The following is a 24,221-nucleotide window of genomic DNA, read 5'->3' as shown; positions in this document are numbered from 1 at the left end:
TGTTGTAAGCTGTTAATGCGGTTGCTGCTGTAGTGGCAGCAGTTGCTGCAGCGGTTTGGCTGGCAGTTAATTGGTTTTGCGCTGCTGTTTGAGCTGCTTGTGCCTGTTTCAATTGTTCGGCTGCTTGAGTTTGTAATTGTTGAGCTTCTGCTTTAGTGGTATTGGTTGCAGCAGCAACAGCTTTATCCGCTTCAGCTTTGGCTGTTTGAGCAGCAGTTACGGCTTTATCTGCTTCAGCTTTGGCGGTTTTGGCGGTTTTGACAGCATTATCGGCTGCGGTTTTTGCACTAGTAGCTTTATCAGATGCGTCTTTTTTCGCAGCAGTTGTGGTAGCAGCTTGAATTGCTGTAGCTGCAGCTGTTTTGGCGGTTTCAGCAGATTTTTGTGCATTGTCGCTACTGGTTTTAGCTTCGGTTGCCGTTTTCAGGTTGCTAGAAGATGTATTAACAGCGGTTTTTGCTGCATTTAAGGCATCATTGGCTTTTTGTTCTGCTGTTTTAGCGGTGTTATCAGCATTTTGGGCGAGAGCATAATTTTGTGCTGCTTGTGCTTGTAGAGCGAGTGCTTGTTGATGGTTTTGGGTGGCACGTGCTTGTAAAGATTGTGCATTCTGCTGGTTGATTTGCGCTTGAGTTACCAATTTTTCAGCATTTGCTACCAATTCATTAGCGGCTTGTTTATCTGCTTCAGTTTTGGCGGCTGTTACTGCAGCTTGAGCTGATTTCAAGGCATTGTTTGCCTGAGTTTGAGCAGTAGTTGCTTGAGAGAGTGCAGAATTTGCTTTATTTAAAGCATGGTCAGCGGCGTTTTTAGCTTGGGTGGCTTGTTGCACAGCTGTTTGTTTGGCAACAGTGGTGACTGCTTGATTTACGCTGGTTTGTGCGGCTTTAAGGCTACTTTCGCTATTATTGGCTTCTATGCTGCTGCTATTGTGGTTTGCAACTGCATTATTAACAGCAGTTTGTGCGGCTTGATAGGCTGAAAGAGCAGTTTGTTGTGCACTTTCATACGATGCTTGTTGATTTACATTGCTCATGTGATGAGTAAATGGGCTCTGTCCATTACCACTGCTACTACAAGCTGCTAACACTGCGGTACATAAAGTAGTTAAGACAAATTGGGAAGTTTTCATGGCATTAATCCTTAATTTTAAGATGTTTAGGAAATACTGCTTAGGTTTTAAAACAGAGAGATAAATTATATTTAAAAACAAGGATAGCATAATCTTACCTTGTTGCACTATATATTATCTATAATTCGCTGTTTTGTTGTGTGAATCTAACTTCACAGTCATGTACTTTATTGAAAAATAAAAAGTATAGGAATATTTTACCTTGCTTATTGTTATGGTAGGTTAATTTTTTGGTTAAATTTTGTTATTTTTGAAGCAGTGACTCAAATATTTCAAAAGTATAGTGAATTATCTTTAAAAGTTAGATGGATTTTACTTTAAAATAAATACTGGATTTATGTTACTTTAAATATAATTTGCGATATTTTTTATTAATAAACATTGTATTGTTTAAAAATATGGAAAAACGAATTTTAATTGTGTTATTTTGGTAAATTTTGCACCATCTCCCAAGCCACTTCCACCGCTGTTTTCAGGCTGCCTGAATGCGCTTTGCCTGTGCCAGCCAAATCCAAAGCCGTGCCGTGGTCCACCGAAGTGCGAATAAAGGGCAGCCCCAGCGTAATGTTCACGCCGCCACCAAAACTCGCGTGTTTCAATACTGGCAAACCTTGGTCGTGATACGCCGCCAACACCGCGTCCGCCGTGTCCAAATAAAACGGCTGAAACAGCGTGTCCGCAGGCAAAGGGTCGCTAATCTGAATGCCGCGTTGGCGCAATTTCGCGGCGGTCGGTTGCATAATCTCCAATTCCTCGTGTCCCAAATGCCCATTTTCGCCCGCGTGCGGATTCAGTCCTGCCAATAAAATCTTGGGCGATGAAATGCCAAATTTATTTTGCAAATCTGTGTGTACAATTTCTGCAATATTTTCAATTAATTCCGCCGTAATCGCGTCTGCCACTTCGCGCAAAGGCAAATGCGTGGTCAGCAGCGCAACACGCATTCCACCGCCCGCCAACATCATTACGACTTGTTTGGTATTGGATTGTTCGGCTAAATATTCAGTGTGTCCGCTAAAATACATTTTTGCGCCAAAATAATCGTTTATCACGCCCTTGTGGATGGGTGCGGTTACCATTGCCGCAAAATCGCCGCTTTGAATGCCGCTCATGGCTTTATCTAATAATTCAATCACATAGGGCGAATTTTGCGGATTGAGTTTACCGACTTCACACACATCGCGCAAAGGAATATGTAATACGTCCAGCGTATTGTTTTCAGGCTGCCTGAAAGCGTCAAATTCGCGGATATTGACCGATTTTCCCAACATTTTGGCGCGATTTTGCAGCAAATCCATATCGCCCAACACCACCACGTGGCAGGGCAAATCCATGCCCACCAAATCCAAGCAAATATCCGCCCCTATCCCAGCAGGTTCGCCCGATGTGATGGCGATGATTTTGTTTTGTAACATATTTATCTCCCGAAAAAATTCAGGCAGCCTGAAACCGCTCAATTGGGCAATTCAGGCTGCCTGAAAATGATTGAATTGATTTAATCAAACATTTCTTTTAATTTATCCATAAACCCTTTGCGTTTGGGCGTTTGCACGTTGTCGGGTGTGGAAATATTTTCAAATTCGCGCAACAATTCTTTTTGGCGTTCCGTCAAATTCACGGGCGTTTCCACCACCACATGGCAATACAAATCGCCAACCAAACTGCTGCGTACCGACTTCATGCCTTTGCCTTTTACACGCAGACGTTTGCCGTTTTGCGTGCCTTCGGGGACGTTTAATTTCACTTTGCCGTCCAAAGTTGGCACTTCCACTTCGCCGCCCAATGCAGCAATGGCGAAACTAATTGGCAATTCACAATGCAAATCGGTGGGTGCATTTGGGTCGCGGTGGAACACTTTGTGTTCGCGCACCGACACATGAATATACAAATCGCCAGATGGTGCGCCGCGCATGCCTGGTTCGCCTTCGCCTGTTAAACGAATGCGTTGCCCATCGTCAATGCCCGCAGGAATGTTCACTTCTACGGTTTTAGACGTTTTTACACGACCTTCGCCATGACATTTATTGCATGGGTCTTTGATTTCCTTGCCCGAACCATGACATTTGGGGCAAGTCTGCTGAATTTGGAAAATGGCTTGGCGAACATGCACCGTGCCAGAACCTCGACAGGTGGAACAAGTGGTCGCTTGGCTACCAGGTTTTGCGCCCGAGCCATGACACACATCGCATTCTTCATAAGTGGGAATGGTGATTTGTTTGCGAATGCCCGAAGCGGCTTCTTCCAAAGAAATTTCCACTTGGTATTGCAAATCTTGTCCTTGATAATTGGGCTGACGTGCGCCACCACCTGCTGCACCGCCAAACATTTGGCTGAAAATATCGCCAAAATCAAAACCTTGCGCCCCACCAAATCCGCCGCCAAAACCACCAAAGCCCCCTGTACCAGCCCCGCCATTTTCAAATGCCGCGCTGCCAAATTGGTCATAGGTTGCCCGTTTTTGTGAATCAGAGAGAATATCGTAAGCTTTTTGAATTTCTTTAAATTTTTCTTCCGCTTCTTTGTTGTCGGGGTTGCGGTCGGGGTGATATTTCATCGCCAATTTGCGATAGGCTTTTTTGATGTCTTCATCGCTAGCCGATGACGATACGCCCAGTGTTTCGTATAAATCTTTGTTATTCATAATGGTTTGTTTTGTGTTGAATGAGTGAACTGGATTGTGGGGAATATGGGGTTATGTGCTTAAAAATCAAGTTTTCAGGCAGCCTGCAAACTTATTTCCGCAATTCTTTGGGCAACACAAACACGATGGTTTCAGGTTCGCCATCGCCTTGTTGCACATCGTCAATGCCCCACGCGCGAATTTGCGCAATCACACCATCTACCAGCACTTCGGGCGCGGAGGCTCCAGCCGTTACGCCCACTTTGCTTTTGCCGTCAAACCATTGTTTTTCCAGATAAGATGCGTTGTCCACCATGTAAGCGTCCACGCCCAAGCCTGCTGCCACTTCGCGCAAACGGTTGCTGTTGGACGAGGCTGGCGAGCCAACCACAATCACAATATCGCATTCATTTGCCAAATCTTTCACGGCTTTTTGGCGATTGGTGGTGGCGTAGCAAATGTCTTCTTTGTGTGGATTTTTGATGTTGGGGAAACGCGCATTCAGGGCGGCGATGATGTCTTTGGTTTCATCAACCGAAAGCGTGGTTTGGCTGACATACGCCAATTTGTCGGGATTTTGCACGACCAAATCCGCCACATCTTCCACCACTTCCACCAATTTCATTTTGCCAGACGGCAGTTGCCCCATGGTGCCTTCCACTTCAACGTGTCCTGCGTGTCCAATCATGATGATTTCGTAGCCTTGTTCGTCCAAACGCGCCACTTCTTTATGCACTTTGGTTACGAGCGGGCAGGTCGCATCAAACACGCGAAAACCACGTTCGGCAGCTTCGGCTTGCACGGCTTTACTCACGCCGTGTGCGGAGTAAATCAGGGTTGCGCCTTGTGGCACGTCTGCCAAATTTTCAATGAAAATCGCGCCTTTGTCGCGCAAATTGTCCACCACAAATTTGTTGTGCACGACTTCGTGGCGAACGTAAATCGGTGCGCCGTATTCTTCCAAGGCGCGTTCTACAATGCTGATGGCTCTGTCCACGCCTGCGCAAAAGCCGCGTGGGTTGGCTAGGGTAATGGTTTTTTGGGTCATTTTGGTTTTTCTTTCTATTTGTGATTTTGTGTGTGGTTTTGGGGTTTCAGGCTGCCTGAAAATCAAGCAGCGCATTCTATTTTAAAATTGCCACGATAAACCATGCGCCCATTTTGGCGATATTCAAATCGTCCGTTTGCTTTGTCCAGAATGCCGTTTTTACGGTCTTGTGCATTCAATTTTTGCGCGATAATGGCACGGAAAATCACCTGATTTTTGCCCGCTTGATAACGCGCTTGTTTCGCAAAACGCCCGTGATTGGGCAAAATAGATTGGCGAATCGGTTTAAATGTTTGCTGGTCAAAATGCAAGATATGAACATCGGAAACCATAATCTGTTTTCCTGTATCATCAAATACATAGCAGCCATAACCGCTTTCGGCAACTGGCACAAAATCTTCTTGCACAAACGGGCTGGCAAGCGCATTCAGGCTGCCTGAAAGTAACAATAAAGCAAACAAATATTTCATGGTTTAATCCTTTTTCAGGCAGCCTGAAAATTGATTTTTACAAGTTTAACTTGAATTTGGTCGCGCACGACTTTATAATTCACTTCAACAACACCCCCAATGTTTCCGAGCAGCGAAATGCTGTTGCAGTACGGACTTGGGGGTTTTCTGTTTTCACCTATTTCCAAAGTTGCCAATGGTTTAAATTCATCAACTCGCCTGTTTTCGGGAAAATGCCAATACCAAATTGTTGCAAATTCACTTCATTTGGCGCACAGTTTTGATGTGGAAATGTTTTTAAGGCAACCTGAAAACGCATTCCCCAATCACGCGCCCGTGCAGGGTCAATCACGTTCAGCATTCTTTTCATCAAACAAAATGCCACAAATGGCTTTTCATGATTCAGATATTGCCAATGAAGTCCGTGTAATTTCTTGATTTTGGGAATACCAATCGCGCTTTTATTCCATAAACGTCCGTGATGTGCTGCTGTGTTTCGCACAATATTCAGCGCATGTAAATGACTACCTAATTCTTTGTTGGATAAGTGAAAGTGTTTTTCAATCTGCCTTTGGTCGCGCTCCGTCATCATTTTGTACAATTTGGACATTGCACCAAAATCCCAAATCTCACACGCCACCCACACGGGTAATTCGCCATATTTTGCCAAATTGTGTTTCACAAAATCGTCTTTGGCGTGGTCGCGCAAATTTTCGTATTTTGCCAACCATTCGGCATGGTTGAATTTGGGATTGAAATAATGCGCTTGGGTGTGGGCAATGGGATTGTGTTTGCCCAATGTGTAGGCAATTTGGGTACGCATGGCAATTTCAATATGCTGTATGGCTTCCAATGCCAGAATTTTAATCGCATTATCAAAATCATACAGCGCAATCACATCATCAAATTGCGTATTGGCAACAAACACATCATCGCGTCCACCTGTCGCCAAATGCTGCCTAAACGGATACCAATACGCACTCAAACGATAATAGCCAATCCTCGCCAATTCTTTTTCGGCTTGCGCTTTATCGTGGAAAACCATGCCGCGTTGTTCTAATAAATCAATTTGTTCGGCAAAAGTTTTCCAATCTTTAAAGGGTTGTTGTGCCATGATTTGGGTCGCTAATTTGAATTTTCAGGCTGCCTGTTTCGCTTTTTTCGCTTGCTTGATGCCGTCAATGATGAGCAAAGCCACGCCCACGCAAATAAAACTGTCGGCAACATTAAACGCAGGATAGTACCAATCTTGATAATAAACCAAAATAAAATCAACCACTTTTCCGTGAATAAAACGGTCTATCACATTACCAAACGCGCCGCCAATAATCATTGCCGCCGCAAAATTGCCCAGCTTGCCAAATTCACCCTTACGCACACTGTTCGCCAGCCAGCCGCTAATCACAAACGCCAGCACAATAAAAAAATATTTTTGCCAACCACTATGGTTTGCCAAAAAACTAAACGCTGCGCCATAGTTATAAACCAATGTTAAATCAAAGAAATTGGGGATAATATTCAAGCGTTCAAAATCGTGGAATTTGGCTAACACAGTCCATTTAGTGATTTGGTCTAGGATAATGACAGCCATAGCCATCAAATATAAAGGCAAATATTTCATAGAAAAACCCATTCAATTAAATCACGTGATTGTACACCAAAAGCAGCTTCAGGCTGCCTGAAAATCTCACGCCCAATATGCCGCAGGAATTTTGCACACAGGAATCGGCTGCACTTTATGTTGCGTGGCACGATTGAGCCGCGCATAAATATCAAATACTTCCAATTCGCGCCCCGATAAACTTTCGCGTGTTACCCCATTTTCGTGTTGCGCCATCGCTCGCTCCAATTCGGGATAGGTCGCGCCCATTTGCTGCTCGTCCGTGCGCTCGCCGTCCCACAAACCATCGGTGGGCGCGGCAACCTGAATATCGTGGCGAATGCCTAATTCTTTTGATAATTCATATACTTGGGTTTTTAATAAATCGGCAATCGGGCTAATATCCACGCCGCCATCGCCATATTTGGTGAAAAAGCCCACACCAAAATCTTCCACCTTATTGCCCGTGCCTGCCACGAGTAAACCATTGATTTGCCCATAAAAATACAAAGTCGTCATGCGTAAACGCGAACGCGTATTTGCCATTGCCAAATCCCAGTTTTCCGTTTTCAGGCTGCCTGAAACGGTTTGCTCAAATTGTTCAAAAGTGGGCGTTAAATCAATGGTTAAGCTGCGAACGTGGGCAAATTCCTTTTGCAAATCGGTGATGTGGGCGGCGGCGCGGTCAAATTGGTCGGCTTTTTGGCGTATGGGCATATTCAGGCACAACACGTCCAAGCCCGTCATCGCGCAAAGTTTTGAAACCACAGCAGAATCTATGCCGCCCGACACGCCGACCACAAAACCTTTGGCGTGCGCTTGCGTGGCGTAATCTTTGAGCCATGCTCTGATGTGTTGAATGATTTTTGGGGTTTGCATCATTATATTTCCTTGTTTTAAAAATAATTTATTATTTTCAGGCTGCCTTTTAGTATCCTACAAATTTTTGCTTACTACTTCTTTGTTCCCTCTCCTGTGGGAGAGGGTTCAGGGAGAGGGTAAAACTTTCAATGCACCACGATTTTTCCCTCTCCCCAGCCCTCTCCCAAAGGAGAGGGGGTAGATGGCTGTATCTTAACGATTTTAGGGTAGTATTTCATTTTTTGTAGGGTACGGAAAGGCAGTCTGAAAAACACATTCGTCTAATCTGCGAAATAAAATCCGCCAATCAATCATTATAACATTGAATAAATTGATAAAATACACGGTTTAATTTTACAGGTAGCCTGCAATGAAATTTCCCCTAGTTTTTATTATTATACTGATTTTAATGCAATTTTTAACGTATAACTTTGCGCGTGTGCTGATGTGGCAATTCAATATCCACAATGTAAGGGCGCGTAAATGGTTGTACGCTGGTGTGTTTTTGGCGGTAGATGGCTTGTTTTTATTGAGCATGATTCGGTCGTTGCGGCTGTTTCGTTTTTCCGCGAGCATGATGGTTTTGCTGTGGTTTGCGTTTTTGGCGACGGCGGCGGTGGTCATATTGGCAAAAATTTTGCGTAAAACGCCGAAATATCAACACAATGCCGCTTTATTGAATACCCATTTGCGTGTGCTTGCGCCTGTGGTGTTTGGTGGCTTATTTGCTTTGGCGGTGTATAACGCCTATGTGCCTGTGGTGAAACGCGTTTCGGTGCAAATTGACAAACCGTTGGCAAAACCCGTTCGCATAGGCATGGCGGCGGACACGCATTTGGGCGCATTGGTTGGGGCGCGGCAATTGGATAAATTAGCCCATATTATGCAACAAGAACAAGTGGATATAATTTTGTTGGCGGGCGATATTATGGACGATAACACGCTGGTGTATGAAGCAGAAAATATGCAGCCACATTTGGCGAAATTGCGTGCGCCATTAGGGGTGTACGCTACTTTGGGCAATCACGATATGGGGCGTTACGACCCGCAAGGCACGGCGGCAAAAATTACACAAGCCATTGAAGAAGCTGGGATTAAAGTGTTACACGATGATGTGTTGAAAGTGGATAATCGCTTTTGGCTGATTGGTCGCCCCGACCAATTGGATATGCAACGCGCCCAAACCATTGATTTATTGAAACAAGTAAACACGGCTGAACCGATTTTTCTGATAGACCATCGCCCCGATGACATTGCCACACACGCCCAATTGCCCATTGATGTGCAGGTGTCGGGGCATGTACACAAAGGGCAAATTTTCCCTTTAAATTTATTTGTTTATGCGATTAATCGCGTGGCGTATGGTTATGAACAGATTAATCAGGGGCATTTTGTGGTTACGTCTGGATTTGGTTTTTGGGGCGTGCCGTTTCGCTTGGGTTCACAATCGGAAGTGTGGATAATTGATGTGAAAGGGAAATAATGTTTGCATTCAAAAGCATAACCAAACGATTTGGGCAAACGATGGTTGCCGAACACATTGATTTGCAAGTTGAAGCGGGCGAAATATTGGCAATTTTGGGGGCGAGCGGTAGCGGCAAATCCACTTTGCTGCACATTGCCGCAGGTTTGCAAAAGGCGGATTCGGGCGAAGTTTGGCTCAATGGCGAAAACATCACGTTCAGGCAGCCTGAAAAACGGGAAATTGCCATGATGTTTCAAGATTTTGCCTTATTTCCGCATTTAAATGTTTGGCAAAACGTGGCGTTTGGTGTGCGTTTGCGCGGCGTGGGGAAAGCGGCGGCGCGTGAACAGGCGCAAAACTGGTTGGCAAAACTGAATTTAAGCCACGCTGCCAACCGCACCATCGCCCAATTATCGGGCGGCGAGCAACAGCGCGTGGCATTGGCAAGGGCTTTGATTGTGCAACCAAAATTATTGTTGTTGGACGAGCCATTTTCCAGCTTGGACACCGCTTTGCGCCAACAGCTTCAGCAGGAAATCATCGCGCTGATTCGGGAATACCATATTCCTGCGCTACTCGTCAGCCATGACCCCGCCGAAGCCGCACTCACGGCGCAGCACATTGCCTTGCTTGCCGATGGGCGAATTATCCAATATGGCACGCCCGCCGAATTGTTCCGCCGCCCCGTGTCGGCGCAGGCGGCGCGATTATTGGGCTGTTTGAATGTGAGCGAATCACATTATATTCCGCCGCAAGCCCTTGAATGGACAAAACAAGATGGAGAGAATTGTGCGGTGCTGGCGTGTTTCAGGCAGCCTGCGAATTGGCGCGTGTTGATTATGCACCCCAAATGGGGCGAACTCACTTTTTTTGCCAATCAATTTATTGAACAATCAATTATTTGTATTCATATTGATGAAAGCCAAATTGTGCCATTTCACACAAATATTTTGCGCTGAATGACCGAAATTCCATTGACAAAATTAATAAATGCCCAATCACGCCATCTTGCTACGCGCATGAAATGTAAAGCATGATACAATATGCTCATTTTTTCGCGCCCATTTTTCAGGCAGCCTGAAAAGTGTGGGCAAAATCATACAAGTTATTCCACACATTAAAATCTTTGAAATTGGAACAAAAATGACTGACACCATCCAAAAAACGGACGCAAAGACATTGCCTACCGAAGATATTTTAGAACTGGATTTTGAAGTAGATGCGTCAGAACCATCAACCAATAACGCATTTGATGATGCCGATGATTTCATTGCACCATCTGCGGATAGCCGTTCCAGCAATGATATTTTGCAAACTTATAGCCTAGATTCCAACCCATTAGACGATATGGAAGAAATTGATGCCGATGTCTTGCTTGGCGAAATGGACGATATTGAAGCGGAATTATTGGCGTTGCGCCAGCAATTAGAAGCAGAAACCCAAACCGAAGAAGAAATTTATTCGGAAGACGAAGCATTCGCCGCCGAAATGGCAGCCGCCGAAGAAGCCGAAGCCATCAGCAGCGAAGCCGAACCCGAAGTGCAAACCACCATCGCCGATGATGATGAATTATTTGAACCTGCGGAAGCGGAATTGGATTCGTTTGCGGCGTTTGCGGCGGAATTGTTTGAAGCGGCGGATAGCGGCGATTATGGTGTGAACAGCCAACGCTTCAAACCCGATGATTACGATGTTGCCAGCGAAACCGCCGAAATCGCCCCCGTTCACATTGACGAAGATGAATTGGAAACCATTGATGGCTCGGATTTGGAAGCCTTGTTTGGTTTGAGCGATGACTACACGCCGAGCGTGAACAATAATCACGGCTTTTTAGCAGACGCGGCACAATTAGACGAACAAGACGATTTGCCCGAATTGCTGCCTGAAACCGAAAAATATGCTTTGGACGAAGCAGAAGAAATGGTTCAAGCGGCACCCGCTCATTCATCTAATCGTTTGATGGAGATGGATAATGTCATTGTAGATGATACATTTGATGATGAACCTGAATTGTCTGCATTGGCGGCAAGCGCATTTGAAAATATTGAATTTGAAGACGATACGCTGTTTGAAGACACGCAAACCGCGCCTGTTGTTGCGCCTGTGGAAAATGAGATTTCTTTAGACGATGATGTGCTCACGTCGCCCCAACCTGCGGCTGCGGAAACGCTTGCCACAGCCGAAAAAACCGTTGAAAAATCATCAGGTTTGAATTTGGGTACGGTAGATGATGACCCAATGGCTTGGTTGGACAAAATGAAAAATGAGATGGCAAGCAAATTCGCCATTGATATTGACAAAGAAGCGGCAGAATTGAAAGACGCGGATTTGAGCCATTTGTATGATGATTTAGAAGAATTTGACGATAAAAACGCAAATTTGGGCGACAATCTGAACAAATTACCCGAATTTGATGAAACCAGTTTGGCAAACCATACCGCCGAAATCACCGAAACCATCAGCACCGATGACATCGTGTTAGATGATGTGATGACGGTGGAAGAAGATGCGCCCGTTGTGAAACGCCCTGTTGTGGCTGCCAGCGTGGGCAAATCCATTGAAGAAGTACTGAATTTGACCACCCACACCGAGCCTGAAGTGCGCGAAGTGGACAGTAACATCAGCTTGGACGATATTTGGGCGGAAAAATCCAAACCCGCCAAAGTGGATTTGACGGCTGAACCTTTGGACGAGACGGAATTGGAATTGTTTGACGAAACGTCTTGGTTTGGCACGGACACGCCGTCTGCGCGTGCGCCGATGGACACGGAATTGGAATTGGATTTTGCCAACGAAACGGTTGAATCCACACCACAATCGGAAACTGCAAATCACAGGCAGCCTGAAAACGATTCTGTGGATTTGATGGATTCGGTAAATGAAGAAGTCAATGAACATGAATTGCTGGAACAGATTGCCGAGATGGATTTGGCGGACGATGTGGCTGATTCTATTGATGAAACGGAATTGTTGGCGCAAATTTCGGAAATGGAATTGGCTGATGACGCGGCGGATTCTGTGTTGGAAACGCCTGTCGCGCCGTCTGAAGATTCTGGTTTGGCATTGGCGGAAAACACACGGCAGCCTGAATCTGAAAATGATGTGATTGAAGAGATTGAAACATTTGAAGATGAAATTGATTTTACCAATATCGTTGCCGAATTGCCTGCCGAGACTTTGGAAGAAGTGTCGCTATCGGGCATGGACGAATTGGAGCGCGTGTCTGCCGAAATCACCGCGATGGAAGATTTTGTGCCGCCCAAAACCAAATTGATGGAATTGATGGAAGCAGAACGCGCTTCGGCAAGCGAAAATGATGTGCCTGTGTTGGACGATGTGGCGGTGGATTTGCACGAAGATTTCGTTTTATTGTCTGATGAAGAGATTGATTTATCAAATGAACATGTGGCGGCGGTCAATGTTGATGAAGCCATTGCCTTGGGCGAAGAAAATGGGCAGCCTGAAAAAACATCGGTGCTAGAAAGCATTTCCGATACCGTGAAAGAGTGGGAACACGACGCGGAAGAGTGGGTGGACGGCATGGCGCACGCCTTGAAAGACAAGGCGGAAGAATTGGAAATGCGCGGCGAAATTCTGGTGCATGAAGTGAGCGATGCCTTGAAACACGCGGAAGAATGGGTGGACGATTTCACCGATGTTTTGGCGGACAAAGTGGAAGAGCTGGAACTGCGCGCGGAAATTTTGGCGCATGAAGTGGTGGACGGCGCGAAAGACATTTTGCATTTGAACACAGAATCGGCGGACACAGAAACCATTGATTTGGCGGAATCTCAATCTGAACCCGAACCCGAAACGGTTGAAGTGGCTGAATCACATCAAGACAGGCAGCCTGAAAAACCTACGCCTGAATTAAGCAATAATGTGGTGGCGGGTGCGATGGTTGGCGCAGCAACGGCGGCAACCGCGACCGCTTTGTCGCCAGACGAATTGGAAGCGGACAAACGCGGTTGGGCGAGCCGCTTAAAAGCGGGTTTGAGCAAATCGCGCAATCAGATGGCGAAATCGCTGGCTGGTGTGTTTGGCGGCGGCAAAATTGACGAAGATTTGTACGAAGAGCTGGAAACCACTTTATTAATCAGCGATATGGGCATTGAAGCTACCGAGCAATTGATGAAAGAAGTGCGTAATCGCGTTTCGCTCAAAGGCTTGAAAGATGGCGCAGAATTACGCGCCGCGCTGAAAGAAGCGGTGTATGATTTGCTCAGACCATTAGAAAAACCTTTGGTGCTGCCTGAAAAGGGTCAGCCATTTGTGATTATGATGGCGGGGATTAATGGTGCGGGCAAAACCACGTCCATCGGCAAACTCGCCAAATATTTCCAAGCGCAAGGCAAATCGGTTATGCTGGCGGCGGGCGATACTTTCCGTGCGGCGGCGCGTGAGCAGTTGCAGGAATGGGGGGCGCGTAATGGCGTTACCGTGATTTCGCAGGCTTCGGGCGACAGCGCGGCGGTGTGTTTTGACGCGGTGGAATCTGCCAAAGCCAAAGGCATTGATGTGGTGTTGGCGGACACGGCGGGACGTTTGCCCACTCAATTGCACTTGATGGAAGAAATCAAGAAAGTGAAACGCGTATTGCAAAAAGCCATGCCAGACGCGCCACATGAAATTATGGTTGTTTTGGACGCGAATATTGGACAAAACGCGATTAATCAAGTGGTTGCATTTGATGATGCGCTGGGCGTAACGGGTTTGATTGTTACCAAGCTGGACGGCACGGCGAAAGGTGGCGTGTTGGCGGCATTAGCGAGCAACCGTCCGATTCCTGTGCGCTATATTGGTGTGGGCGAAGGGATTGACGATTTGCGCCCATTTGACGCGCGTGCTTTTGTGGATGCTTTGTTGGATGAAGCAGATAATTAATTGAAATAAAATGTGTTTATCCATTTTCAGGCAGCCTGAAAAACAAGATGATTGTTTTTTGGGCTGTTTTATTTTTTTATGGAATTGGATGGTGAAACTGATGGCGCAAAATCTGATATTTCAGGCAGCCTGAAAGCAGCCAATTGAAATATCGGGATATTTTTTTGCAAAAATACAATACAAAATCGCTTGACAAAAATTAACCACGCTCATAAAAATGAGCAGAAAATTTTCAGGCAGCCTGAAAGGGAATGTGAGTGGAAAATAATAAAATAGAAAACACAGAACGCGTGGGTGCAAGCACCAACACTACGCTTGCTAAATCCGACAATACATGGCTTAACAAATATCGTAATTTCATTTTTTTAGGTGTATGTGGAATTATGGTATTACCCGTGTTTTTCCATCAATCAAAGCAACCAGATTACAATTATGGCAATTATACTGAATGGCAAGCGTATGATAATTTACCTATTGCATTAGAAATTAGAAAGGAAGAACGGTGTGGTACTGTTCGTTTGAGTGGCTGTACAAAATACAATGTTGCTCAATTATATTTGCATATTTCCTTACCTAACCGCCAAGAAGTATTCAGATGCTGGTTTTCATCAAACGATGATAGCAAATATTTTTTCACCGATAATTTGGGGTATCGACGTTATAATGGTAAGAATCTTGCGACTACTTTATGGGGTACATTTAAAACAAAAGGAGCAAAAATTGAAATTGATAAAGTAACTTATGCGGTAGCTCGTGGTGAAAAAGCAATTTCCAAAAATGGACTACGATATTGTAGTATTAAAGATATTAAGTTTAAGCATTTTTCTGATGTGGAATATCTTGCTCTTCAAGTTACTCAAAGTAAAGAACTTTATCCTGAATACTTAGAGATGTATAAAGAATATTTTTATTAATTTTAGAACAAGCAAGCGTAGGGTGGGTGCTTGCACCCACGCGATTCACAGTTGGGATTTTGCCCAGCTTTTTTTATTTTCAGCCGACATTCACAAATTCCACCAAATCCCCCGATATTTCAGGCAGCCTGAAAGCAGCCAATTGAAATATCGGGGTATTTTTTGCAAAAATACAATACAAAATTGTTTGACAAAAATTAACCATATCACAACAATGGGTATAAAATACAATTTTCAGGCTGCCTGAACTTTTTTGGTTTATACTCTAAATTTTGAATGTCATTGAACGATATGGAGAATGAATATGAAAAACATGATGTTAAATTATATTACTGAAGCGGGCGTGTCTTTGCATAGCCGTTTGTATTTTCCCGATGGCGTAAATGAAGAAAGCGTGGGCGCGTATCCTGCCGTGCTGGTGTTTCCCGAATGGTGGGGCTTGGGCGAACATATTTTGGCGCGCGCCGAAGCGTTGGCGAAAGCGGGTTATGTGGTGTTGGCGGTGGATATGTATGGCGAAGGGCGTGTTACCAGCGATGCGAATATTGCCAATGAGCGCATGAGCGAATTATTGCAAAACCCTGATTTATTAAATGAACGCACCGAGTTGGCATTCAATAATTTACGCGCCGTTGCCGAAGTGAACCCCGATAAAATGGCGGCAATGGGTTTCTGTTTTGGTGGACGCGTGGTGTTGGGCATGGCGCGTGAGGGTTTGGATTTACGTTCGGTGGTGAGCTTTCACGGTTTTGTAACGAGCGAGCAGCCTGTGAAACAAGGCGTGGTGCAAGCCGAAATTTTGGTGGAACACGGCGAATTAGACAGCATGTGTACGCTGGACGATGTGGCGGCGTTTCGTGCCGAAATGGACGCGGCGCAAGTGAAATACCATGTGGATATTTTGCCCAACGCGCGACATGGTTTCACCAATCCGCAAGCCACCGAAAACGGCAAACGCAACGGCGCAGATTTGGCATACGACCAAGCCGCCGCCCAGCAAGCTTGGGAAAATGCCTTGGCTTGGTTGGAGCGGACATTGAAATAAATGTGCAGGCTGCCTTTCAGTACACGACCATTTTGATAAACACCCAAGATGTAGGGTGCGTATCACGCACCAAATCATTCAAATAGCTTGATAATTTGGTGCGTAATACGCACCCTACATGAGTTTTGTCGTGTATTTTCAGGCAGCCTGAAAAAGTAAGCGTGCATATTGATTATAAAATTTTAAATTATTTCAATATTTTGGTTTGTAATGTGTGCTTCATTATTATTCATGAATAAAAACATCACTATTTAAATGATTTGTGGAATTTTGTGTCAAATCAAATGCGGGATAGGCAAATTGTGCTACGATTCACTTATTCATTTATGTGTTATACAAGATTGGGAGCAAGTTTAAGATGGACGGCTGGACACAAACTTTGGGCGCAGGCGCATTATTGAGCATTGCGGCGGTGGCGATTGGCTTGATTTTATTGCTGATTATCAAATTTCGCGTACACGCATTACTCACACTGATGGTGGTGAGCTTGTTTACCGCGATTGCTACAGGTTTACCCTATGGCGCATTGGTAAACGATGTTTTGGTGAAAAACTTTGGCGGCACTTTGGGCAGCGTGGCTTTGTTGGTGGGCTTGGGCGCGATGTTGGGGCGTTTGGTAGAAACATCGGGTGGCGCACAATCGTTGGCGGACGCGATGATACGCACTTTTGGCGAAAAACGCGCACCATTGGCTTTGGGCGTGGCTTCGTTGATTTTTGGTTTCCCGATGTTTTTTGACGCGGGTTTGATTGTGATGTTGCCGATTGTATTTGCCACCGCACGGCGCATGAATTCTAATGTGTTGGCGTATGCGCTGCCGTCTATTGGCGCGTTTTCGGTGATGCACGTTTTCTTGCCGCCGCACCCAGGGGCGATTGCGGCTTCGGAATTATATGGCGCGGGCGTGGGTTATGTTTTGCTCTTGGGTTTACCGATTGCGGTTTTGACGTGGCTGGTGAGCGGCTATTGGTGGGGTTTGACGGCGAATAAATTGTTCCCCGTGCCTGTGCCTGTGGCGGATTTATTGGCTGGCAAACAAGATGATGACCAACCCCAGCAGCCTGCAAGTGCGGCTTTGGTCATTGTCTTGATGTTGATTCCCATGTTGTTGATTTTTATGAACACGGGTTTACACATGGCAAGTTCTGCCAAATGGGTGGACGGTAAAGCAGAATGGGTGCAATTTTTGCGCATGATAGGCACAACGCCGATTGCGCTGTTGATTTCCGTGTTGGCGGCGATGTATTTCTTGGGACGTAAACGTGGCATGACGGGTAGCGCATTGGAAAAAACTTTGGACGGTACACTTGCGCCAGTTTGTTCGGTGATTTTGATTACGGGCGCGGGCGGTATGTTTGGCGGCGTGTTACGCGCTTCGGGCATTGGTAAAGCGTTGGCGGACACGATGGGCGATTTGGGTGTGCCTGTGTTATTGGGTTGTTTTTTGGTGGCGTTGGTGTTGCGGATTGCACAGGGTTCGGCAACGGTGGCTTTGATGACGGCTTCGGCGTTGATGGCACCTGCAGTGGCGGCGGTGGGCTACAACGACTGGCAATTGGCTGGTGTGGTGTTGGCAACGGCGGCAGGTTCGGTGGCGGCGAGTCATGTGAACGATTCGGGTTTCTGGTTGGTGGGCAGATTGCTGAATATGGACGAAGCCACCACTTTGAAAACATGGACAGTTAATCAAACGCTGATTGCGGTGATTGGTTTTGTGTTATCAGCGATTGCGGTGATGATTTTGGGGTGATGTGATGTTCAGGCTGCCTGAAAACAGAAAAATGGGCGATATATTATTGCGTTGAACACGCGTTGCGCCGCGTACCACGCTGCCCAGCCCGACGATTAGCCATTTTTTCCCATATTTTCAGGCAGCCTTTCATTTACCCTACAAATTTTTGTCTACCACTCATCTGTTCCCTCTCCTGTGGGAGAGGGTTAGGGAGAGGGTAAAACTTTCAATGTGCCACGATTTTTCCCTCTCCCAAAGGAGAGGGGGTTAGATTGCAATATCTCAACGATTTCAGGCAATATTTTATTTTTGTAGGGTAGTGAAAGGCAGCCTGAAAACCAGTTCCCCAAAATCAAACCCCACAAATAAATTCAAACAAAACAGGATAAATCAAAATGAGCCAACACTTTGTCATTATGGGCATTTGCGGTTGCGGCAAAACCACCGCCGCCCAAACCGTACAAAACCATTTAAATTGCCCCTACGCCGAAGGCGACGATTTCCACACCCAAGCCAACCGCGACAAAATGGGCGCAGGCATTCCACTCACAGACGAAGACCGCGCCCCATGGCTCGCCAATTTGCGCGACTGGATGAGCGAACAAACACGCGCAGGCAAACCATACAGCGTGGTAACCTGTTCCGCGCTGAAAAAAGCCTACCGCGATATTTTGCGCGGCGCAGACGGCGAAGTTTATTTTATCCACCTTGCCCCGCCCGTTGAAGTGAACCGCGAACGCATGGCAGCGCGGCAGGGGCATTATATGAAAGCCAGCATGGTGGATTCGCAATTGGCGATTTTAGAGCCGCTCCAAGCCGATGAACGCGGCGTGGTAATTGACAGCGCAGGCACGCCCGAAGAAGTGGGCAAAATCATCACAGCATGGTTGGATAGTGTGAAAAAATAAATCTTTCAGGCTGCCTGTTTACAAAATAGGCAGCCTGAACATTTTACTGCCTAATTACCGTACGACAAAAATCACAGTAGGGTGCGCCGTGCGCACCAAATGGCTGGAATCATTGAAATATTGTGGTGTGTTTGGTGCGCATGGCGCACCCTACTACTGAACATTTTTTATTGCCTAATGAAAAACCACATTAACACACGTTGATTTGTCCAAAATTGCGTAAAAATTATCAAACAGTCTGACATTCCCCCAACTTATTTGATACGATAGCAATATTCTATTTTTGGGAATGGCTATCATGAAATTTCTAATATGCGTGTGTTTGCCTGCCTTACTGATTGGCTTGTTCAGTCAAAGTGCTTCGGTTTTCGTGTCCATTTTTGTGTTGTTGGCGGGGTTGTATTGGCTGTTTGCAGATGAGTTTGACCCGAAACAGGAACAGCCGTCTCGCACCCCACCCACCGCAAAAAATTTGGCGCAACGTGTCCGTCAGTTGGAGCAGCAAGTGGCGGATTTGCAAACGCGTTTGGCGCAATTGGAACGCGGTCAGGCGGCAGAAAATTTCATTTCCCAAGATTCACATTCCCCAGCCGAAACTCAAACTTTCAGGCAGCCTGAAAACACGTTGGCGGCAGAAAATTTCATTTCCCAAGATTCACATTCCCCAGCCGAAACTCAAATTTTCAGGCAGCCTGAAAATGCGTTGGCGGCAGAAAATTCAATTTCCCAAGATTCACATTCCCAAAACGAAACAGAAAACTTCAGGCAGCCTGAAAATCATATTGCCGCCAAATCCCCCATTCGCGTGGTGCGCCCGAAACCTGCGCCCACGCCGCGTGAACCCAATCCGATTATGGCGTGGTTTGCGAAAGGCAATCCTTTGTTGAAAACAGGGGTGGTGGTTTTGTTTTTGGGTTTGGCGTTTTTGCTGAATTATGTGAGCAGCTATATTCCTATTCAATTGAAGTATTTAGCCGTGTTTGGCACGGGCGCGGCGGCGGCGGTGGGTGGCGTGAAATTGGGCGCACGCAAACGTGATTATGGTTTGGTGTTGCAAGGATTTGGCTTTGCGGTCATGTATTTAACTTCGCTGTCGGCGTGGAAATGGCATGGTTTGGTGCCTGCTGGTGTGGTGTTTGTGGTGATGGTGGCTTTGGTGGCGGCGATGGTGTGGCAGGCGGTGCGGCAGGACGCGCGGGTATTGGCGCAAGTGGCGGTATTGGGCGGCGTGGCTGCGCCTGTTTTGACGGCTGATGAAAATGGCAGCTTTTTGATTTTGTTTACTTATTTGGCAATTATGAACACGGGCGTGGCGGTGGTGGCGTGGTTTAAGGCGTGGCGGTCGTTGAATTTGATTGGTTTTGTGGGGACTTTTTTGATTGGTGCGGCGTGGGGCGCGGACGCGTATCGTCCAGCTCACTTCGCGCAAACCGAACCCTTTTTGCTTTACCATTGGTTGTTGTACACGCTGATTGCTTGCTTTTTCGCGCAACGCACATTGGCAGACAAAGCGTTTTCAGGCAGCCTGAACACATTGCCCAATCATGCGAGTTTGGCGCAAATTGTGGCAAGTGTGTGGGCAAGTGGTCGCCAAATTGGCGGATTAGATGGCACGTTGTTGTTTGGCACGGCGTTGATGGCTTTTGGGCTGCAATATCAAATGGTAAACGAGTGGGCATACGGCGCGGCGTGGTCGGCGTTGGGTTTTGCGCTGGTGTATGCGGTGTTTGCTTACTATTTTGTGCGCGAAAACAATGAACATTTGGACGTGATGAAACAAGCATTTTCCATGTTGTCTTTCATTTTCATCACTTTAACCATTTTGTTTGCGCTGGAAGGACAATGGACGGCAACCGCGTGGGCATTGGAAGCGGCATTGGTTTACCATTTTGGTTTGAAACAAAAGCAGCCCTACACGCGTTTGTGTGCGGTGGGCGTGTATCTTTTGGCGGCGGTGGCGCAATTTGGCAGCCTGAAATTGGGGACGGAGACTTTATTATCAGGCTCATTGATTGGCACATTTTTGGCGATGGCGGGCGGCGCGTGGATGTATTACGCGTGGCACGCGACATGGCGCAAAGAGTCGGCAGAATGGGAAGCCTATTGCCAATCATGGATTTTGGTGATTTCATTAATACACGCGCTGACTTTGCCCATGTTGGCGTTTGCGGTACTGGGAAGCATGTTGGCGTTGTCGGCGTATGCGCTGGTGTTTGCCGCTTTGCAATTCAAACAGCAAAATACCGTATTGAGCGTGTTCAGTTTGGTTTCAGGCGGTTTTGCCTGTGTTTTGGCGATATTTAATCATGGCATGATTGCGCCGAGCATGATGATTTATTGTGCGCTGGCTTGGTTAGCGAGTGCATTTTGTTTACATCAAGCGATTTGGCAGGATGAAGATAAACCTGATTTCTTGAATGCATTATTTGCGTGGGCATTGCTGGCGGTGGGCTGTTGCGTTTTGGTGTATCATGTTGATAAATTATTTAATTTAAATAATAATTTATATGAATTTTTAATCGTTGCCGTGCCATTGGCGGTGTGGGCGCAATACACGCGTTGGCGCGAAGGTTTGCAAGCGGCGACCATGATGGGTTTGCTGATGTGTTTCATGATTTGGATGGAAAGCAGCCAATGGGTACAGGGCAATTTATGGGCAGGCAGCCTGCAATTAATGGGCGCAACAATTTTACTGGTTGCGTTGCTGCTGTGTTTGCGTAGTTTGACGGCACATTATGTCGTGTTCACCGTGTTAATGATAACGTGGACGTGGTTTGTGGGTCAGTTGGGTGCGGCGCACTGGTTGGGCGTGTGGGCGCAATTGGCGTGGTTGCTGGTACCGATGGCGGCGTGGGTGGCGATTTATGTTTGGCGACACGAGTCGTATTTGAAAAAATATGCCGCCGTGTATTGGGATTCAGGCAGCCTGATTTTGGCGATGTATGCCGTGAGTTGGTTGCTGTGGGCAAACTGGGTTACGCCCAAAACGGCAGGTTGGGCATATTTGCCCTTGCTCAATCCATTGGAATTGGCGACTGCGGCGATTATTGCCCAATTAATGTGTTGGTTACGCGCTTGGTTGCCCAAAAATGCAGAAGGGCGCAGTTTGGCGTTAAATCTACCGTTTGCGTTGGCATGGTTTAGCGTGAGTGCGGCGGTGATGCGCGTTTGGCATATTTATTTGGACGTGGAGTGGCGTTTACCGAATTTGCTGGCTTCTTTTGGTTTGCAAGCGAGTTTGTCTATTGTGTGGGCGTGCGTGGCGATTGCGCTGATGGTGCGCGGCAATCAAAAAGGCTGGCGCAATCTGTGGTTGGTGGGCGCGAGTTTGATGGGCGTGGTGGTGTTGAAATTATTTTTTGTGGAACTGGGGAACAGTGGCGGTATGGCGCGGATTGTGTCGTTTATTGTGGTGGGTTTATTATTGCTGTTGGTGGGTTGGTTTGCGCCTGCGCCACCGCGTAAACAAGATTAATTTTATAAAATAAAGGCAGCCTGAAAACGTTTCAGGCTGCCTTAAATTATTCAATCCAATTAAATTTCCACATTCCCTAAAGTCGCCACCATCACCGCCTTAATTGTGTGCATACGATTTTCCGCTTGGTCAAACACAATGCTCGCCGCGCTTTCAAACACATCTTCGGTAACTTCCACCCCGTCCAAACCAAAAGTCTGGAAAATCCACTCGCCAATTTTCGTATCCCGATTATGGAACGATGGCAAACAGTGCATAAATTTCGCGTGAACATTGCCCGTAGCCGCCATCAAATCCGCATTCACCTGAAAAGGTTTTAACAAATCAATGCGTTCACGCCAAGCCTGTTCAGGCTCGCCCATGCTTACCCAAATATCCGTATGCACAAAATCCACGCCCGACACGGCAGCCTGCGGATTATCCGTAATTAAAATACGCGCCCCCGTTTGTTGTGCGATTTGTTGCACTTTTTCAAGCAGTTCCGCGCTCGGTTGCAAGGATTCAGGTGCGGCAATCCGCACGTCCATGCCCATCAACGCGCCCGCAATCAACAAAGAATTGCCCATATTAAAACGCGCATCACCCAAATAAGCAAAACTGATTTTATTCAAAGGTTTATCACAATGCTCGCGCATGGTCAGCAAATCCGCCAACATTTGCGTGGGGTGGAATTCGTCCGTCAAACCATTGTACACAGGCACGCCCGAAAATTCCGCCAATTCTTCCACCACATTCTGCGAAAAACCGCGATATTCAATCGCGTCATACATTCGCCCCAGCACCCGCGCCGTATCGCGCACACTTTCCTTATGCCCGATTTGGCTGCCTGAAGGTTCCAAATACGTTACATGCGCCCCTTGGTCTCGCGCCGCCACTTCAAAAGCACAACGCGTGCGCGTACTCGTTTTTTCAAAAATCAGCGCAATTTGCTTGCCGACCAAATATTGTTTTTCCGAACTATTTTTCTTGTCTGCTTTCAATTTTGCCGCCAAATCCAATAAAGCCGAAATTTCCGCAGGCGAAAAATCCAATAATTTCAAAAATGAGCGTTGATGTAAATTCATTTTGCAAACCTAATTTTGATGGAAAAGCAAATATTGTAACGTAAAAAAGAGATAGGCAGCCTGAAAAGTATAATTGATTGAAATATAATATAAAATATAAATTAGTCGCTTGACAAAAGTGGGGCGGGTGGCTACATTTCAGGCAGCCTGAAAGGGAATTTTTGATAATAAGAAATTTGTTTATGAGTATGAATGAAGACAAAATCATTAAAACAACTATTTGCTGTTATATTGCCGTCAGTATTGTGGCATCTATTTTCTTTTTTCTGAGTCGCCATCAGTTTAATGAACTAGAATTTTTGCAGAAAAATTTATCTTTTTATTCAGCAAGAAGCGGTGTGCGATTTTATACTCCAGAAAATAACAGAACCCAATTTTGGTTAGATTGTGGTTATTTGAACGAAGAACAAAGCATTTCTTTGTGCAATTTACCTGAAGACAATTATAGAGCGACAGTTTCAGGTCATTATTTGGAATATATGTCTTGGGTTATTCCAGAAAAAAGTGTTCCACACTCCATCACCTTATTTGATTCGAAAACTGGACAAGAGGCTTATCATCTGAAATGGAGCGATGAAGCGATTCAATCTCAAACACAAGATGAAATTTTAGCATTTTGTTTATTCCATGCATTGTTGATTATTCCCGCTCTTTTAACCGTAATTCCCTTTGCCATTAGATTAATTTTTACCTAACACGAATTGCGCCCATTATTTCAGGCAGCCTTTCAGTACACGACAAAAAAAGTACAATAAAAAAATAAGTCCGCATCAATTCAGTGGTATCGTATTAATTTTCTCACGACTAATCCAATATGACTGAATTGAGCGAACTTACCCATATCGTAACCAAAACTTTCAAATGGCACAAGAGCCACGTTATTGTTTTTGTGTATTTATTGTGTACCATTGCCATGCGGCAGACCTGTAATTTGAGCAAATTGGCAATGTTTTTCCCTGATGCCAAAGCAACAAACGCCTCTTCCTATCGCCGTATCCAACGGTTTTTTAAGGAAGTTGTTTTT

At 45.9% G+C, this 24,221-nt stretch carries 18 protein-coding genes and 1 pseudogene; 10 read left to right on the top strand and 9 right to left on the bottom strand.

All coding sequences use genetic code 11. From position 1 onward, the window contains the following. The 8 genes from Q338_RS06685 to nadE all read right to left on the bottom strand — a co-directional run. Positions 1 to 1,240 (bottom strand): hypothetical protein (locus Q338_RS06685; protein WP_211249430.1); only part of this gene is annotated, 1,240 nt, incomplete at its 3' end. A 314-nt stretch (positions 1,241 to 1,554) separates the two neighbouring features. Next, positions 1,555 to 2,547, bottom strand: a complete 993-nt coding sequence (gene pdxA, locus Q338_RS06680; RefSeq protein ID WP_034293344.1) for a 4-hydroxythreonine-4-phosphate dehydrogenase PdxA — start codon at positions 2,545 to 2,547, stop codon at positions 1,555 to 1,557. A gap of 80 nt (positions 2,548 to 2,627) precedes the next feature. Beyond that, on the bottom strand, positions 2,628 to 3,773 hold the full coding sequence (dnaJ, locus tag Q338_RS06675) for a molecular chaperone DnaJ (RefSeq protein ID WP_034293342.1): 1,146 nt from the start codon (positions 3,771 to 3,773) through the stop codon (positions 2,628 to 2,630). Between the two features lie 91 nt (positions 3,774 to 3,864). Further along, positions 3,865 to 4,800 carry a 4-hydroxy-3-methylbut-2-enyl diphosphate reductase gene (gene ispH, locus Q338_RS06670; RefSeq protein ID WP_034293355.1) on the bottom strand — a complete coding sequence of 312 codons (936 nt, stop codon included), beginning with the start codon at positions 4,798 to 4,800 and terminating at the stop codon, positions 3,865 to 3,867. A gap of 62 nt (positions 4,801 to 4,862) precedes the next feature. Further along, positions 4,863 to 5,270, bottom strand: a complete 408-nt coding sequence (locus tag Q338_RS06665; RefSeq protein WP_034293340.1) for a hypothetical protein — start codon at positions 5,268 to 5,270, stop codon at positions 4,863 to 4,865. A 157-nt stretch (positions 5,271 to 5,427) separates the two neighbouring features. After that, positions 5,428 to 6,363, bottom strand: a complete 936-nt coding sequence (locus Q338_RS06660) for an Abi family protein (RefSeq protein ID WP_034293339.1) — start codon at positions 6,361 to 6,363, stop codon at positions 5,428 to 5,430. A 24-nt stretch (positions 6,364 to 6,387) separates the two neighbouring features. Further along, positions 6,388 to 6,870: a signal peptidase II gene (gene lspA, locus Q338_RS06655; RefSeq protein ID WP_115723597.1), complete on the bottom strand. Its 483-nt coding sequence runs from the start codon at positions 6,868 to 6,870 to the stop codon at positions 6,388 to 6,390. Between the two features lie 66 nt (positions 6,871 to 6,936). After that, complete coding sequence (gene nadE / locus Q338_RS06650; protein ID WP_034293353.1) at positions 6,937 to 7,728, bottom strand: NAD(+) synthase; 792 nt, start codon at positions 7,726 to 7,728, stop codon at positions 6,937 to 6,939. Between the two features lie 352 nt (positions 7,729 to 8,080). On the opposite strand from nadE, the gene Q338_RS06645 reads away from it, so the two are divergent. From Q338_RS06645 to Q338_RS06610, 8 genes are all read left to right on the top strand, one after another. Next, positions 8,081 to 9,193 (top strand): metallophosphoesterase, encoded by a 1,113-nt coding sequence (locus Q338_RS06645; RefSeq protein ID WP_034293333.1) that lies wholly within the window; start codon positions 8,081 to 8,083, stop codon positions 9,191 to 9,193. Beyond that, positions 9,193 to 10,134, top strand: coding sequence for an ABC transporter ATP-binding protein (locus tag Q338_RS06640; RefSeq protein WP_034293330.1), 942 nt, complete (start codon positions 9,193 to 9,195; stop codon positions 10,132 to 10,134). The genes Q338_RS06645 and Q338_RS06640 overlap by 1 nt, the downstream gene beginning before the upstream one ends. 2,581 nt (positions 10,135 to 12,715) lie before the next feature. Beyond that, positions 12,716 to 14,059, top strand: coding sequence for a signal recognition particle-docking protein FtsY (gene ftsY, locus Q338_RS14060; RefSeq protein WP_377896442.1), 1,344 nt, complete (start codon positions 12,716 to 12,718; stop codon positions 14,057 to 14,059). A 257-nt stretch (positions 14,060 to 14,316) separates the two neighbouring features. Then, entirely contained in the window at positions 14,317 to 14,973 is a 657-nt protein-coding gene (locus Q338_RS06630; RefSeq protein WP_034293328.1) for a hypothetical protein, read from the top strand. 304 nt (positions 14,974 to 15,277) lie between these two features. Next, positions 15,278 to 16,018 (top strand): dienelactone hydrolase family protein, encoded by a 741-nt coding sequence (locus Q338_RS06625; protein WP_051968526.1) that lies wholly within the window; start codon positions 15,278 to 15,280, stop codon positions 16,016 to 16,018. 358 nt (positions 16,019 to 16,376) lie between these two features. Next, positions 16,377 to 17,768, top strand: a complete 1,392-nt coding sequence (locus tag Q338_RS06620) for a GntP family permease (protein ID WP_034293323.1) — start codon at positions 16,377 to 16,379, stop codon at positions 17,766 to 17,768. 377 nt (positions 17,769 to 18,145) lie between these two features. Further along, positions 18,146 to 18,658: a gluconokinase gene (locus tag Q338_RS06615; RefSeq protein ID WP_034293321.1), complete on the top strand. Its 513-nt coding sequence runs from the start codon at positions 18,146 to 18,148 to the stop codon at positions 18,656 to 18,658. Positions 18,659 to 18,956: 298 nt separating this feature from the next. Then, the gene (locus Q338_RS06610) at positions 18,957 to 22,133 is read left to right on the top strand and encodes a DUF2339 domain-containing protein (RefSeq protein WP_169815853.1); all 3,177 of its coding nucleotides are present in this window, start codon (positions 18,957 to 18,959) and stop codon (positions 22,131 to 22,133) included. 59 nt (positions 22,134 to 22,192) lie between these two features. On the opposite strand, the gene argF is transcribed toward Q338_RS06610, so the two are convergent. Continuing rightward, entirely contained in the window at positions 22,193 to 23,197 is a 1,005-nt protein-coding gene (gene argF, locus Q338_RS06605; RefSeq protein ID WP_034293319.1) for an ornithine carbamoyltransferase, read from the bottom strand. A gap of 182 nt (positions 23,198 to 23,379) precedes the next feature. On the opposite strand from argF, the gene Q338_RS06600 reads away from it, so the two are divergent. Both Q338_RS06600 and Q338_RS06595 read left to right on the top strand, forming a co-directional pair. Then, positions 23,380 to 23,892: a hypothetical protein gene (locus Q338_RS06600; protein ID WP_147293674.1), complete on the top strand. Its 513-nt coding sequence runs from the start codon at positions 23,380 to 23,382 to the stop codon at positions 23,890 to 23,892. Between the two features lie 119 nt (positions 23,893 to 24,011). Continuing rightward, positions 24,012 to 24,221 (top strand): annotated as a pseudogene (locus tag Q338_RS06595) (IS4-like element ISAba33 family transposase); the annotation flags it as partial.

The sequence above is a fragment of the Alysiella crassa DSM 2578 genome (assembly GCF_000745955.1).
Lineage (GTDB): Bacteria > Pseudomonadota > Gammaproteobacteria > Burkholderiales > Neisseriaceae > Simonsiella > Simonsiella crassa.
The sequence above is the reverse complement of the archived record's forward strand: the minus strand, read 5'-3'. Positions and strand labels throughout refer to the sequence as shown.